The organism is Streptomyces sp. T028 (assembly GCF_048159505.1).
Taxonomy (GTDB): domain Bacteria; phylum Actinomycetota; class Actinomycetes; order Streptomycetales; family Streptomycetaceae; genus Streptomyces.
This window is the reverse complement of the sequence record NZ_JBLRVZ010000013.1, coordinates 139,627-153,094: the sequence shown is the minus strand read 5'-3', so window position 1 is coordinate 153,094 and position 13,468 is coordinate 139,627. Positions and strand designations below refer to the sequence as shown.

The 13,468-nt window shown below is 69.1% G+C and carries 14 protein-coding genes and 2 pseudogenes; 12 read left to right on the top strand and 4 right to left on the bottom strand.

Annotated elements, in window-relative coordinates:
- Window positions 1-69 precede the first annotated feature (69 nt).
- On the top strand, window positions 70-1,095 hold the full coding sequence (locus ACLZN2_RS15030; RefSeq protein ID WP_416978945.1) for an aldo/keto reductase: 1,026 nt from the start codon (window positions 70-72) through the stop codon (window positions 1,093-1,095).
- Here the strand turns inward: ACLZN2_RS15030 and ACLZN2_RS15025 are convergent.
- Window positions 1,083-1,964, bottom strand: a complete 882-nt coding sequence (locus tag ACLZN2_RS15025) for an IclR family transcriptional regulator (protein ID WP_416978944.1) — start codon at window positions 1,962-1,964, stop codon at window positions 1,083-1,085. The genes ACLZN2_RS15030 and ACLZN2_RS15025 overlap by 13 nt on opposite strands.
- Window positions 1,965-2,294: 330 nt before the next feature.
- Here ACLZN2_RS15025 and ACLZN2_RS15020 point away from each other — a divergent pair, with 330 nt between their 5' ends.
- The 3 genes from ACLZN2_RS15020 (at window position 2,295) to ACLZN2_RS15010 (ending at window position 4,628) form a co-directional block, all read left to right on the top strand.
- Complete coding sequence (locus ACLZN2_RS15020; protein ID WP_416978943.1) at window positions 2,295-2,627, top strand: non-heme iron oxygenase ferredoxin subunit; 333 nt, start codon at window positions 2,295-2,297, stop codon at window positions 2,625-2,627.
- A 367-nt stretch (window positions 2,628-2,994) separates the two neighbouring features.
- Window positions 2,995-3,354 (top strand): suppressor of fused domain protein, encoded by a 360-nt coding sequence (locus tag ACLZN2_RS15015; RefSeq protein WP_416978942.1) that lies wholly within the window; start codon window positions 2,995-2,997, stop codon window positions 3,352-3,354.
- A 296-nt stretch (window positions 3,355-3,650) separates the two neighbouring features.
- The gene (locus ACLZN2_RS15010) at window positions 3,651-4,628 is read left to right on the top strand and encodes a helix-turn-helix domain-containing protein (protein ID WP_416978941.1); all 978 of its coding nucleotides are present in this window, start codon (window positions 3,651-3,653) and stop codon (window positions 4,626-4,628) included.
- Here the strand turns inward: ACLZN2_RS15010 and ACLZN2_RS15005 are convergent.
- Window positions 4,600-5,505, bottom strand: coding sequence for an alpha/beta hydrolase (locus ACLZN2_RS15005; RefSeq protein WP_416978940.1), 906 nt, complete (start codon window positions 5,503-5,505; stop codon window positions 4,600-4,602). The two genes, ACLZN2_RS15010 and ACLZN2_RS15005, sit on opposite strands and share 29 nt — an antisense overlap.
- Before the next feature lie 97 nt (window positions 5,506-5,602).
- Between ACLZN2_RS15005 and ACLZN2_RS15000 the strand changes: the two are divergent.
- Together ACLZN2_RS15000 and ACLZN2_RS14995 are read left to right on the top strand one after the other, a co-directional pair.
- A pseudogene (locus ACLZN2_RS15000) lies at window positions 5,603-5,926 on the top strand (transposase); the annotation flags it as partial.
- A gap of 143 nt (window positions 5,927-6,069) precedes the next feature.
- Window positions 6,070-7,829, top strand: a pseudogene (locus tag ACLZN2_RS14995) (DUF4158 domain-containing protein); the annotation flags it as partial.
- 99 nt (window positions 7,830-7,928) lie between these two features.
- On the opposite strand, the gene ACLZN2_RS14990 reads toward ACLZN2_RS14995, so the two are convergent.
- Entirely contained in the window at window positions 7,929-9,245 is a 1,317-nt protein-coding gene (locus ACLZN2_RS14990) for a cation:proton antiporter (protein WP_416978939.1), read from the bottom strand.
- Between the two features lie 83 nt (window positions 9,246-9,328).
- Window positions 9,329-9,658: a DUF3040 domain-containing protein gene (locus tag ACLZN2_RS14985; protein WP_416978938.1), complete on the bottom strand. Its 330-nt coding sequence runs from the start codon at window positions 9,656-9,658 to the stop codon at window positions 9,329-9,331.
- A gap of 281 nt (window positions 9,659-9,939) precedes the next feature.
- Between ACLZN2_RS14985 and ACLZN2_RS14980 the strand changes: the two genes are divergently transcribed.
- The 6 genes from ACLZN2_RS14980 to ACLZN2_RS14955 all read left to right on the top strand — a co-directional run bounded on the left by ACLZN2_RS14980 (window position 9,940) and on the right by ACLZN2_RS14955 (window position 13,397).
- Complete coding sequence (locus tag ACLZN2_RS14980) at window positions 9,940-10,890, top strand: HAMP domain-containing sensor histidine kinase (protein WP_416978937.1); 951 nt, start codon at window positions 9,940-9,942, stop codon at window positions 10,888-10,890.
- Window positions 10,891-10,892: 2 nt separating this feature from the next.
- Entirely contained in the window at window positions 10,893-11,552 is a 660-nt protein-coding gene (locus ACLZN2_RS14975) for a response regulator (protein ID WP_416978936.1), read from the top strand.
- Between the two features lie 177 nt (window positions 11,553-11,729).
- Window positions 11,730-11,933 (top strand): hypothetical protein, encoded by a 204-nt coding sequence (locus ACLZN2_RS14970; RefSeq protein ID WP_416978935.1) that lies wholly within the window; start codon window positions 11,730-11,732, stop codon window positions 11,931-11,933.
- A gap of 66 nt (window positions 11,934-11,999) precedes the next feature.
- On the top strand, window positions 12,000-12,407 hold the full coding sequence (locus tag ACLZN2_RS14965; RefSeq protein ID WP_416978934.1) for a recombinase family protein: 408 nt from the start codon (window positions 12,000-12,002) through the stop codon (window positions 12,405-12,407).
- A 47-nt stretch (window positions 12,408-12,454) separates the two neighbouring features.
- A complete protein-coding gene (locus tag ACLZN2_RS14960; RefSeq protein WP_416978933.1) occupies window positions 12,455-12,802 on the top strand; it encodes a hypothetical protein in 348 nt (115 codons plus the stop codon).
- 124 nt (window positions 12,803-12,926) lie between these two features.
- Entirely contained in the window at window positions 12,927-13,397 is a 471-nt protein-coding gene (locus ACLZN2_RS14955) for a GNAT family N-acetyltransferase (RefSeq protein WP_416978932.1), read from the top strand.
- The last annotated feature ends 71 nt before the right edge of the window (window positions 13,398-13,468 follow it).

Genomic DNA, 13,468 nt, shown 5'->3' with positions numbered 1-13,468 from the left:
TGAGCCGCTGTAAACGCCCGGTGTTGGCGAATGTCCGCCGTTGCAAGGGCCCTAAGGACGGAATGACCAATGGAACACGCACTCCTCGGCCGTACCGGTGTCAGAGTGTCGCGCATCGCCCTCGGCACGGCGCTTCTCGGCCTCGCTCCCGGTGAGGCCGAGTCCGACCGCTTCGTGCACGCCGCTGTCGATCTGGGCATCAACGTCTTCGACTGCGCGAACACCTACGGAAACCGTCCGGCGTTCGACCGCCCCGGGCATCCCGCGGCCGCGGAACGACGGCACGCCGAGGAACTGCTCGGCAAAGCCCTGCGGGGCCGGCGCGACGACGTCCTGGTGTGTACGAAGGTCGGTGAGCCCGTTGGGGCCGGCGTCAATGACGGTGGTCTCGGACTGGCCGTACCGGGGCAGGTGCACCCAGGTGGCGGGCTGAGCCGGTTCCACATCCTGCGGGAGGTCGACAGGAGTCTGCGCCGCCTGCAGACGGACCACATCGACGTCTACCACCTGCACCACCCCGATCCCGACACTCCCGTCGTGGAGACGCTCGGCACGATGGACGACCTGGTGCGGCAGGGAAAGATCAGATACGTCGGGTTGTCGGACCACCTGGGCTGGCAGATGACCAAGGCGGTCCTCACGGCCGACGCGCGGCGTGTGGCGCGGCCCGTGCTGAACCAGATCGAGTACAACCTGATCCGACGTGCCGCGGAACGCGAGATCGTGCCGGCCGCCCAGGAGCTCGGAGTGTCGCTGACCTGCTTCAGCCCGTTGGCAGGCGGGGCGCTGGCCGGACTCGACGTGCTGGAGCGCCCCTTCGGAGGTCTGCGGCGATGGGGTGTCCCTGTGACGTTCTCGGAGGAACAGCGTGACGCGGCCAGCGCGCTCGAAACGTTCGCCAAGGACTGGGGGCAGGCCCCGGCACACCTGGCGCTGCGGTGGCTGCTGGATCGGCGGCCCGTGGCCGCGGCGATCATCGGCCCCGAGTCGGTCGAGGAACTCGCAGCTGTGGTCGGCGCTGTCGACGTGGTTCTGGAGCCCGAGCAGGTCGCGGCGCTCGACAAAATCGGGCGGGCCGGGGCTCAGGCCCGGTGACGTGGGGAGCCGTGCGGCGCCGCGGGCTGTCCCGGGTCGCCGGGTTCCGGCTTCCAGTCGGTGTGCTGCGGGTCGAGCGAGGGCATGACCACGGTCGAGATGAGCTGAGCGGCCCGGCTCACGGCGCGTTCGCAGGCCTTCGCGTCGAAGCGGTAGGTGGGGCCGGACATCGAGATCGCCGCCGCCACGCGATGGCCGGAGTCGAAGATGGGTGCGGCGACGCAGGTGAGACCGACCTGGGCCTCCTCGATGTCGTACGCGACCTTCGCGTCGCGGATCTTGCGGAGCTCCGCGAGGAGCCGACCGGGCTGGGAAACGCTGTACCTGGTCATCCGGGGCAGGGGCCCCGACACGATCTCCCGCACGAGGCCCGGGTTCGCGTAGGCCATCATCACCTTGCCGAGCGCGACGCAGGTGGCGGGGAGGCGGCCGCCGACGTGCGAGGGGGTGGGCATCGACCTGTGGCCGTGGATCTTCTCGACGTAGAGGACCTCCGGCCCGTCGAGAACCGCGAGGCTGACGGTCTCGTGGGTGAGTTCGTAGAGATCCTCGAGATACGGCAGCGCGCGCTCACGCAGGTTCACGCTCTTCGGTCGGCTCGCCGCTGCCCCGAGCTCGAACATCCGCAGCCCGAGCAGATAGTCGGTGCCCCGGCGCTCGACGATTCCGGCCTCGGCGAGGACGGCGAGGAGACGGTAGGCGGTCGGCTTGGGAATACCGACACGACGGGCGAGTTCGGTGAGACCAGCCTTTGATTCCAGACCGGCCAGCGAATTGAGTAGTGCGAGTGCTTTGTGTACCGAACTCAGCGAATGCTCACGGTGGTCGAGCGTTACCGTTTCCTCGCCGACCGGCTCCGTGCCATTCATGCCTCACGCCCTTGTTGAGTCAGCGGCCCGACCGCGCTCTCGAAGCTCCTGGGGAGGAGTGTGGCAGGTTACGGGAATATGTCAACAAGGTTCACCTCTCCTTGGTATTCCGGGCACTCCTGTGAGCGTCAGGGCGACTGGCCGCCCCGCCGGGACCCCGGTGAGCTGGGTGTTTACGGGCTGTTTCAACATGCGGAACATCGGGTTTCCCTCCATCCGGCGTCGGGCCCGAACATGTGGGTGCAGTGGCCCGACTCCCTCCGGACCGCGTGGAGCCGTTCGCCGTCGTCGGCAGTGGATCAAGAATTTCGGTGGAAAGGAACGTGGAAAATGGCATGGCTTCGCGCCTGTGGCCCCGATGATCTCCAGGAAGGTGAGGCGCTGCGCATCGAGACCTTGCCGCCCATCGCCCTGTATCGCGTAGGAGGGGAATTCTTCGCGACCGACGACACATGCACACATGCGCTCTCGTCGCTGTCGGAAGACGGTTATCTGTCGGGCGACGAGGTCGAATGCGGATTCCACTTCGCCAAGTTCTGCGTTCGTGATGGGCGTGCCCTTTCTCTTCCGGCCTCGAAGCCTCTCACCACTTTCGCGGTCAAGGTCGGCGACGACGGCGTTCACATCGACGTGGGCGAGCGGCCGTACCGGCAGATGCGATGACCCCGGGTTGCTGATCACCGTGGTGACCACGGCACGGCACGGCGTGACGCCGAGTGATCGCGCTGTGGCGGACGAAGGCGGCTATTGAGGGCATGGCCCCGAGGACCGCATCGCCGGTTCCGAGGAGGACCTCGCCCTTGGGACTGGTAGGCCCGCATGTTGAGGTGTCGAGCATTCGCGGGGGGAGGCCTACGGACTGTGACGCTTGGTGAGAAGTCGGGCCGGTTGATTGGGTCTGGCATGATCGCGCGGTGAGTGATGCGAGGCTGCTGGCGGTGGAGGCCGTTGAGTCACATGTCCGTGACGCAGCGATAGCTGGGCCTATGTGACCGCCGCGTGCTGGGCCGCGATGGAGAAGGACGGCCATGTGCTTGAGTTCGTCTTGACCGCCCACGTCCGAGACCAGCTGTTCATCGACCTCATGGCCATGATCGCCTACTACCACTGCGGAGGGCATCAGCTCGATCTGGAGCGCAGCATGCCGATCGGTGGACCATGGGCGCCGGGCTCGGCCTGCGACCGTCTGCTGATCAGCCTGCCTTTTCTCCACGGTCCTGATCTTGAGCACTGTCCACTACCCGGGGGACACGCCCGCATCCTGTGGGCCCTTCCTGTGACGGCCGCCGAAATCGAGTTCCGCAGGCGCGAGGGGCATGAGGCGTTGGAGCAACTCTTCGACGACGCGGAGATCGTTCCCACTGATCCTTTGAGGGCATCGGTGGTGTGAGGTGTTGGCCGGGCCGTTCCCGACAGTCAGTGCGTGTGATCACCTGGGGCGTATCGGCTCCAGGTTCCGCCGGCTTCTGCGGATCTGCGGGTCCGTGACTTCGGAGACGGAGTGCGCCTGGAGGTGGATCCCGGCCTCGTCGCCCGGGTCGCCGCACTCCCGGCGATCGCCGGGAGAGCTGAAGGACGCCGGCTTCACCGAACCGCCCCGTAGCGTCGAGCCGTTCCGCTCCGGGCGGCTCAGCGCCGAGATCTGAGACGGCGTACAGAGAGAAGCGGGTGTGTTTCACTGGTCGTATGGCTACCGGAGCGACGCGGATCCGGCCGGTCGGGGGCGACGGCCGCACACGAGAACAGGACGTGCTGTCCGCCGTCCATGTCCCGTGGCGGCTGGAGCCCCGGGAGCCCGGTGATTCCCGGCCGGGCGGTGGCGAGATCGGGTGGATGCGCGCCCACGAACTGACGCGGTCCCGGATCGTGGAGTCCTCGGCGGCTCCGGTGGGCGGGTGGCGCGGGCCGGAGGAGATCGCGCGTACCGAGGACGAATGGATCGTCGCCCTGATCCAGCTCCGGGGACGTATGGTCATCGGTGGTGGCGAAGAGTCGCTGGAACTCCGGCCGGGTGGCGTCGTGGTGTGGGACAGCACGGCACCGGCCTGGTTCGACATCAAGAAGAAGGACCACAAGCGCAGTGTCTTCTTCCCGCGTGAGTTCCTCTCCACGCTGTGCCCGACGCTCGACGCCCGCCCCATGCTCGAGCTGCCGTCCGCGGACCCGGCTGTCGGCCTGTTCCGGGCGGTGACGGCCGATGTGGCCCGCTACGCGCCGGATCTGGACGACATGGGTCGGTACGCCTCGTCCCGGGCCCTCGCCGAACTGCTGGTGGCATGTCTGCGGCCGCGGGTGCTGCACGGGCGGGCGGCGCTTCAGGCCGCGCTGTTCAAGCGTGCCTGCGCCCATGTCGAGGGACGGCTGGAGGACCCGGATCTGAGCCCCGGGGTCCTGGCCGCCGAACTGAAGGTGCCGCTGCGCACTCTCCAGGACGTGTTCGCCCAGCGAGGCCACACGGTGCGGGGATACGTCAAGGCCCTCCGCCTCGGCCGCGCCCATTTGGAGCTGAGCCGAGCCGACGGCCGCGGTGTCACCGAGATCGCCTTCGCCGTCGGGTTCGCCAACGCCGGACACTTCAGCCGCTCGTTCCACGAACGCTACGGTGCGAGCCCGCGCGAGGTGCGCGCGACGGCCCTCAGCCGGCAGCGCCGAGGTGCTCCGTGAAGAAGGCGACGGCCGCCTCGGCCGCCCGGTCGAAGGCAGGGGCGTCACGGTAGACGTCGAAGTGGCCGCCGCGGATGCTGACGTACTTCTTGGGCTCGTGGGCGCGGGAGTACGCGGCGAACTGGAGCTCCGGCGGGCAGACGAGGTCGTCCTCCGCGACGATCATCAACATGGGGGTGGGGCTGACGCGCTCGATGAGCAGGCCCGGTTCGTAGCCGGTCAGCAGCTCCATACTGCGAAGAGTCACTTCGTTGCGATAGGTGGGGAGGTCGTTGTGCGTCTGGACGAACTCCCAGGAGTCCGGGGTCGGTAGGGCGGCCGGGGCGGTGGGGTCGGGGGAGGCCACGGGGATCATCGCGGGAGCCTCGCCCGCCATGCGCGCCCGGCGGTCGGCCCGGTGGAAGGCTGCCGCCGCGGCGAGCGCCGGCGCGGGCACCAGCCGCTGGCCGCATTCGCGGCCGCTGACCATGGGCACCTGGGTGACGATGGCGCGCACGCGGCGATCCTGGCCGGCGAGGACGATCACATGTCCGCCAGAGAGGCTGGAGCCCCAGGCCCCGATGCGCTCCAGGTCGGTCTGCGGCAAGGTCTCCGCGAAGGTCACGGCGTCGCTGTAGTCGCGCATCTGCAGGAGCGGGTCGATCTCCTGGCGCGGGGTGCCCTCGCTGGTGCCGAGGTTGCGGTGGTCGTAGACGACGGCGGCCAGGCCGGCCGCCGCGAACCGTTCGGCCAGGTCGGGCAGGCGTCCGCCCTCCTTGACGCCGGAGAGGCCGGTGGCCATGACCACGGTGGGGAAAGGACCGGGGCCCTCGGGTACGTAGTGCCAGCCGCGCAGCAGAGTCCCGTCGGTGGTCCGGAATTCGATGTCGTTTCGCATGGCTCCGAGCATGGACGGGGGCGGGAGGCGGTGCTGCTCCGGACACGCAACCGCATGTGCGCTCGCGCGCAACACCTGCCACCTCGGAAGTGCGATGTTCCTGGCCGAGCATCGCGGCGAGCTGTTCCCGGCTGAGATGTTCGCGGACATGTACCCGTCGGTGAACGGGCGGCCGAGCATGCCGCCGCAGATCCTGGCCGCCGCGATCACCTTGCAGGCCCTTGACGGGCTGTCGGACTTCGAGACGGTCCAGGAACTGCGGTGCGACCTGCGATGGAAGGCCGCCTGCGGGCTGGGCCTTCACGACATGGCCTTCGACCCGTCGCTGCCGGCCTACTTCCGCCGCCGACTGGCCCGCTCCGCCCGCCCCCACCGCGTCTTCGAGGCCGTGCGCGAGCTCGCGAAGGCCACCGGCGTACTCAAGGGAAACGGCCGTGGGGACCATCGGTACAGCGATTAACGCTAAGCACTTGATCTTGACCTTATAGCACAGGTGATCGGTCCCGTGCGGGGGTTCGGTGGAAGATCTTCGATCACTGGTGGGCCGTGGCTACGGTCCGCCGCATGCCGGTGGAATTTCTGACTGATGAGCAGGCTGAGGCGTACGGGAAATTCACCGAGGAGCCCACGAGGCCCGAGCTGGAGCGCTTCTTCTTTCTTGATGACGAGGACCGGAAGCTGATCGCGAAGCGGCGCGGTGATCACAGTCGTCTCGGTTTCGCTCTCCAGATGTGTACGGTGAGGTACATCGGGCTGTTCCTGGAGGACCCCCTCGACGTGCCGTGGCCGGTCGTTGAGCATCTGGCCGGGCAGTTGAGGATCGAGGACGTCTCCCAGATCAAGCGGTATGCCGAGCGCAAGCCGACGCCGTACGAGCACGCGTGGGAGATCCGCGATGCGTACGGCTACCACCCGTACGAGGACCACGACCAGGGGCGGAAGTTCCGGGCGTTCCTGCACGGGCGGGCGTGGACGGCGCACGCGGAGGGCCCGAAGGCGCTGTTCGATCACGCGGTGGGCTGGCTGCGCCGACACCGGGTGCTGCTGCCGGGGGTGAGCGTGCTGGCCCGGCAGGTCGCCGAGGTCCGCACCATCGCGGACAGGCGGCTGCATACCACGGTCGCCAAGGCCGCCCGGCGAGCGGACTCCGCGCTGACCGGGGACCTGGTGGCCACGCTGAAGACGCCGGAGGGCAAGCGGTATTCGGAGCTGGAGCGGATGCGCCGGCCGCCGACCCGGACTACGGGCACCGCGATGAAGGGCGCGTTGCAGCGGGTCGACGACATCGCCGCGTTCCAGCTGGGGCGGGTGAAGCTGGACAAGGTCCCGCCGAACCGGCTGTCCGCCCTGGCCCGCTACGGGCTGGGTACCAAGGCCGCGAAGCTGGAGCGGACGCCCGAGCCCAAGCGCACCGCGATGCTCACCGCGGTGATGCGCCACCTGGAGGCCAAGGCGATCGACGACGCCCTCGACCTGTTCGAGATCCTGATGGCCACCCGGTTGATCAGCACCGCGAAGCGGTCCACGGACAAGCAGCGGCTCTCGACCCTGCCGCAGCTGGAGAAGGCGGCGCGGATCACGGCCAGGGTCTCGAAGGTGGTCATTGAGGAGCTGGAGCTCATCGAGGAGAGGGGCTGCAATGTAGACGTGGCCGCGCTGTGGCGGGCGCTGGAGGAGGTCGCGCCCCGGGCCACGCTGTCCAGCGAGGCCGCCACGGTGGTGAGCCTGGTGCCGGAGGACGACGACACGGCCGAGACCGCGCTGCGCGGGGCGCTGGCACTGCGCTACAACACCGTCAAGCGGTTCCTGTCGTTGCTGGGCGAGACCTCGGCGCTCGGCGCGGCGACCGGCGGGATGCGCGTCCTGACCGGGGTGCGGCGGCTCCCGGCCCTGTCGAGGCGGAAGGTGAGCGAGAAGCCGCTGCTGCCGCGCGAGGTCGACGACAAGCTGGTGCCGCCGCACTGGCGCAAGGCGGTGTACGCGAACGCGGACCTGCCGGAGGGGCGGTGGACCGGGACGCGTACGTGGTGTGCGTGCTGGAGCAGCTGTTCCGCGCGCTGAAGCGCCGCGACATCTTCGCCTCCCCTTCGCACCGCTGGTCCGATCCGCGCGCCCGCCTGCTTCAGGGCAAGGGCTGGGAGGCGGTACGCGAGGACGTCCTGGCGGGCCTGAGCCTGGACGAGGACGCCGAACAGCACCTGGGGGAGCTGATCGAGGTGCTGGACGCGACGTGGAAGCAGATGGCCGAGCGCCTCGAAGAGGCCGGCAGTGACGCGAAGATCAGCATCGAGGTACAGCCCAACGGGCGGGCGAAGCTGAACGTGCATCTTCCCAGCCACCGTGACGTCGTAGATGGGGCGGTCTCGCGCATGGTGCCTGCGTGTGGCCGTCGGCTGGCGGCATTGCCCTGTTCGGGGCTGGCGCTATCGCTCCACTTCCGCGGACAGGGCGGATGAGGCCGACGGGGTGATGTCGCCGGTGGGACGGGAAGCAGTGGTGTCGGGCGGGTCCGGTGCCGGGTCGGCGGGTGGGCTGGCGGCCGTGGGGTGGCGGGCTCGGCCGCCGGGCAGCAGGGACTGTGCGGCCTTCAGGGCGCGGGCCAGCAGGTGCGAGCGCCCGGCGACGATGGGGCTGAGTACGGCGAGGACGAGGACGTAGCTGGCGATGAACGGGGCGAGGCGGCCGTCGAGTCCCGCGCTGGCGGCCATGGCGGCCAGGATCAGCGCGAACTCGCCACGTCCCAGGAGCGTGGTGGCGATGTTCGCGGCGGGCTGTGGGCCGTAGCGGTACAGGCGTGCTGCGAACAGTCCCGCAGCCACGTTCATGGTGATCGTCAGCGCGACGGCGGCGGCGACCGGCACGGCGACGGAGGCGATGTCTGCCGGGTTGATGGCCAGGCCGAAGGCGAAGAAGAAGATTGCGGCGAAGGCGTCACGCAGCGGATGCACCAGTTCGCGGATCCGCGGCCCGGAGGGGGTGCCGGCGAGGATCAGGCCGACCATGAAGGCGCCGATGGCGTCGACCACCCCGAGGACCTCGGAGACACCGGCGATGAGGATCGCAGCGCCGAGGAAGCTGATGACCAGCAGTTCGTTGTCACGCACCGCGATCAGGCGCCCGATCAGGCGGGTGCCGTAGCGGGCGGCGATGGCCAGCACCATCAGGAATCCGAACGCCTTGGCCGCCTGGAGGATCGTTTCTGTGATGCCCTGGGCGCCGCTGATGACGGGCTGGAGCGCGGCGAGGTACAGGGCGAGGAAGATGTCCTCGACGACGGTGACGCCCAGGATGAGCCGGGTTTCGGGGCGGCCGATGCGGCCGAGGTCGACGAGGATCTTGGTGACGATGGCGGAGGAGGAGATGCCCAGGACGCCGGCGAGCACCAGGGCTTCCCGTGCGCCCCATCCCAGGGCGAACCCGAATCCCAGGCCGGCGCCGACGTTCAGCAGCAGGTAGATTCCGCCGGCTGTCAGCAGGCGTCTGCCGCCGCTCCGCAGGTCGTCGAGGTGGAACTCCAGCCCCAGGTAGAACAGCAGGAGTACCAGCCCGAGCGCGGAGAGCATCTCGAAGTCGTGTGGGTCCTCGACCAGGACCAGGCCTGGGGTGTGGGGGCCTAGGAGGATGCCGGCGAGCATGAACAGCGGGATGGTCGGCAGGCCGATCCTCCTGCCGAGGCGGGCGAAGACGGCGGCGGCCAGGAAGGCGCCGCCCATGGCGAGCAGGGTGTCAGCATGTCCCACGGGTCACCACCTTCCGCAGTGTGGCGGGCGTAGCGTGTCGCGATTGACGGGAGTAGATACGTCCTCCTTTGTTCCGGGGTCGGTCAGTCCCCGGGTGATCGTTTCCGGGATGGGGTGCGCCGGTGCGTGTCAGGGGAGGGCGGGGGGGCTGGGTCGTGTGGCGGTGCGAGCAGATAAGTCGCCATCCCTGCGGTGACCAGGCCTGATGCGAGGAGTAGGCCCTGCGGCAGCACCGTGCCCATGACCAGCATCGCCACGGAGAGGGCCAGCAGCGCCCAGGCCGGGCCGCGCCGTCGCCGGTATTCGCGCGGCTGGTGCGGGCGCGCTGTTTGCAGACCGTGGGCGAAATGAGGGTCGCTTCGCTGCGTCTGCGCCTCAAGGTCGTGCAGTGGATTGGTGTCGGGCTGCGTCATGACTCCTCCTTCCGGGGACCGGCAATTCGGGGGTCTATGCCACCGTCACACGCAGGCTTGCGGCATCACCATCGGGCCCAGCACCCATTTCCGCAGGTGCCCGACCCCCACAACCGGCCGTCACATGGGCACCGGCACCGATGGACACTGCGCACCGCACCGCGCAGGCTGACCATGAAGGCCGAAGGCTCTTCGACGGCAGCCAGGACACGTACGCCGGTGTAGCGAGCCGGGCGCCGGTCCCAGCCGCCGACACAGCACAGAGAGGGAAGGCGGTGTCGATGTCCCTGTCCTGGCGGATCTTCCTGCTCAACGCGGTGGTACTGCTCGCCGGCACCGCCCTGCTGCTGCTCGGACCCGTCACCGTCTCCACCCCGGTGCTGCTGACCGAGGCGGTCATCCTGATGGCGGGACTGGCCGTGATGCTGATCGCCAACGCGTTCCTGCTGCGCCTCGGACTGGCCCCGCTGGGGCGGCTGGCTCGCAGCATGGCCACCGTCGACCTGCTGCGCCCCCGCCCCAGGCCGGCCGCCACCGGGCACGGCGAGATCGCAGAACTGGTCACGGCCTTCAACGCCATGATCGGCCGTCTGGAAGCCGAACGAGCCGCTAGCAGCGGCCGCGCCCTGTCAGCGCAGGAAGCTGAGCGGCATCGCATCGCCCAAGAACTCCATGACGAGATCGGCCAGAGTCTCACCGCCGTCCTGCTCGACCTCAAACGCGTCGCCGACCAGGCCGCTGACCCCGTGCGCGAGCAACTGCACGAAGTCCAGGAGACAACCCGCGCCAGCCTGGACGAGATCCGCCGCATAGCCCGTCGCCTGCGCCCCGGCGTCCTGGAAGAACTCGGCCTGACCAGCGCCCTCAAAGCCCTCGCCGCCGAGTTCACCGGCCCCACGATGTCCGTACGCCCCCACACCGACGCCGACCTGCCGCCCCTGGACCACGACACCGAACTCGTCCTCTACCGCGTCGCCCAGGAAAGCCTGACCAACGCCGCCCGCCACTCAGGCGCCCGCCGCGTCGACCTCACCCTCAAGCACACCCCCGCCGGTGTGGAGCTGAGCGTCCGCGACGACGGCCACGGCATCTACGGCGCTCCTGAAGGCGCAGGTATCAGCGGTATGCGCGAACGCGCCCTGCTCATTGGCGCCGACCTCACCCTCGGCCCCGGCCCCGGCAGCGGCACCGAGGTACGTCTGGTCGTCCCCACCCACCACGGGAGCCATTGACCATGCCCGAGGCGACCCAGACCCGCATCCTGCTCGCCGACGACCACCAACTCGTCCGCCGCGGAGTGCGCCTCATCCTCGATGCCGAGCCCGACCTGACAGTGGTCGCCGAAGCCGGCAACGGCGCCGAGGCCCTCGAAGCCGCCCGCACCCACCACCCGGACCTGGCTATCCTCGACATTGCCATGCCCCGCATGACCGGCCTGCAGGCCGCCCGCGAGCTCTCCCGCACCCAGCCTGACGTCCGCATCCTCATGCTGACGATGTACGACAACGAGCAGTACTTCTTCGAAGCCCTCGCGGCCGGAGCCTCCGGCTACGTCCTGAAATCCGTCGCCGACCGCGACCTCGTCGAAGCCTGCCGCGCCACCATGCGCGGCGAGCCCTTCCTCTACCCAGGCGCCGTCAACGCCCTGATCCGCCACTACCTCGACCGAGCCCGACACGGTGAGCCCCTGCCCGAGCGGGCCATCACCGACCGCGAGGAGGAGGTCCTCAAACTCGTCGCCGAAGGCCACACTTCCCAGCAGATCGCCGACATGCTCGTCATCAGCGTCAAGACTGTCGAACGCCACCGCGCCAACCTGCTGCAGAAACTCGGCCTCAAAGACCGCCTCGAACTCACCCGCTACGCCATCCGCGCGGGGCTTATCGAGCCATAGTCCGGCCCTTATCGCGGCCGCTCCGCCTCGCACGAGCAGGAAGCGGCCTCTCACAAGTGACCATCTGTGAGAGTTCTGAGAACGGCCCCGGAGTGATCACGTTTCCGCAGGTCGCCACTCGCAAAAGTCCCCTCAAAACCCGCGCGTTGTGCGACGGGGTTCTGAGAGACTCCGATCATGGATGTGACGCCCGATCAGGCCGCATTGGTGGTGGAACGTAACGACTGTCCGAACTGTGAGGCCCCGGCGGACAGCGCCTGCCGCACCCGGGGCGGTAAGACCGCCGCGAAGTACCACACCCCCCGCTTCGTCCTCGTGCCCGCGCTGCGCGAGGAACTCGAAGTCCCGGTGCCTGCCGACCGCGGACCCGGCCGCGCATAGAAGCAGAGTCCGGCGCTCGCCGTCGTGCCCGCGCCCCGCACCGAGCGGCCCGTGAGGATCGGGTACGTGCGTACGTCGACCGCTCGGCAGGAGCTGGCGAGCCAGCTCGAAGCTCCCCGCCGGGCAGAGTGTCACAAGATCTTCCAGGAGCAGATCAGCACCCGGGTCAAGATCCGGCCCGAGCTGGAGAAGGCGCTCGCGCTGGCCCACCAGTTCAAGGAGGCCGCGCCCGAGACGCCGGTCATCGTCACCGTCCACGAGCTCAAGCGCCTCGCGCGCAACGCCGCGGAGCTGATGACGCTGTCCGCGGAGCTGCAGGCCGGCGGCATCCAGCTCGAACTCCTCACCGGCCCGCTCACGGGCATCTACGACCCCAACGGCATGGGCGCGATGTTCTTCGCGGTGCTCGCCGTGGCCGGGCAGATCGAGCGCAACTACATCCGGGAGAAGACCTCGAAGGCCAGGTCACCGTAGCGGCCAAGGGCAACCACGGCGGACGGCCGAAGGTCATCGACGACGACATGCTCACCTTCGCTGTCGCCCTCAAGGACAAGGGCGTCCCCGTCCCCGAGATCGCGAAGAAGCTCACCATCAAGGTCGGGAAGAACGCGGGCAAGTCCTCGTCGGTCGCCTCGCTCTACCGGGCCCTGGCCGAAGCCGAGACCGACACGCTGGACGACGGCCTGCCGCTCAGGCCCAAGCCCGCCCGCATCCGGCGCCTCGACGATCCGCTGACGCCCGAGGAAGCCGACCTTCGACAGCGCCTTGAGGCCCAAGTACTCCCGTCCCCGGGGACCGAGTGGGCGAACAGGGCGCGGACGTCCGTCAGTTCGAGGTCCGGGCCCAGCTCACCAAGGACGCGGACGTGATCGGCGAGTGGACCAGCGAGACGACCGCGGACACGAGGTTCACCGAGTGGATCGGGCTGTACGCCCGCGATGGCGTGGTCATCACACTGACCGCAGCGTTCCCGAAGAGACGAAGGAGAAGCCGGTGACGCCACCCGTTCCCGAGTACCTCTCACCGCTGCGGTGGCGGTGGATTCTGCTCACCACCCAACGCCAGGAGGTGCGGTTCCTGTACTGGCCACCGCGGCGTCCGGCCGGGCACCGCCGCATCCGGATGTTCGACCGCGAGGGGTGCGACATAGGGACGCTGGTGTGGATGGTGTGCGATGACTGCCGCGTCGGGAGCATCAACAAGATCTCCATCACGATCGAGCACCAGCGCCAGGGGATCGGCCGCCAGCTGATCCGCCGGGCGCTCGCCGACGGGCCCGGGTACACCTGGCAGACCACCGGCCAGTCCCCGGAGGCGAAGCAGTTCTTCCCGGCGCTGGAGAAGGAGACCGGCGTCGCGTTCCCCGCGTACGGCGGGGCGTGCGAGCACCTGGCCTCGCCGCCGGGCTACCGGCCGCCCCCACCAGGCCGCCGCCCTGGGCCGATCCTGGAGCGGGGAATCTGACACCAGTCCGACCAAGATCAAGTGCTTAGTGGTCGGCTCCGTAAGTCCTTCGGGGGTTGACGTCGGAGGCA

Coding starts and splice junctions, on each gene's coding strand:
- ACLZN2_RS15030 (WP_416978945.1), top strand. CDS start 70: ATGGAACACGCACTCCTCGGCCGTACCGGTGTCAGAGTGTCGCGCATC.
- ACLZN2_RS15025 (WP_416978944.1), bottom strand. CDS start 1,964: ATGAATGGCACGGAGCCGGTCGGCGAGGAAACGGTAACGCTCGACCAC.
- ACLZN2_RS15020 (WP_416978943.1), top strand. CDS start 2,295: ATGGCATGGCTTCGCGCCTGTGGCCCCGATGATCTCCAGGAAGGTGAG.
- ACLZN2_RS15010 (WP_416978941.1), top strand. CDS start 3,651: ATGGCTACCGGAGCGACGCGGATCCGGCCGGTCGGGGGCGACGGCCGC.
- ACLZN2_RS15005 (WP_416978940.1), bottom strand. CDS start 5,505: ATGCGAAACGACATCGAATTCCGGACCACCGACGGGACTCTGCTGCGC.
- ACLZN2_RS14985 (WP_416978938.1), bottom strand. CDS start 9,658: ATGACGCAGCCCGACACCAATCCACTGCACGACCTTGAGGCGCAGACG.
- ACLZN2_RS14980 (WP_416978937.1), top strand. CDS start 9,940: ATGTCCCTGTCCTGGCGGATCTTCCTGCTCAACGCGGTGGTACTGCTC.
- ACLZN2_RS14975 (WP_416978936.1), top strand. CDS start 10,893: ATGCCCGAGGCGACCCAGACCCGCATCCTGCTCGCCGACGACCACCAA.
- ACLZN2_RS14970 (WP_416978935.1), top strand. CDS start 11,730: ATGGATGTGACGCCCGATCAGGCCGCATTGGTGGTGGAACGTAACGAC.
- ACLZN2_RS14960 (WP_416978933.1), top strand. CDS start 12,455: ATGCTCACCTTCGCTGTCGCCCTCAAGGACAAGGGCGTCCCCGTCCCC.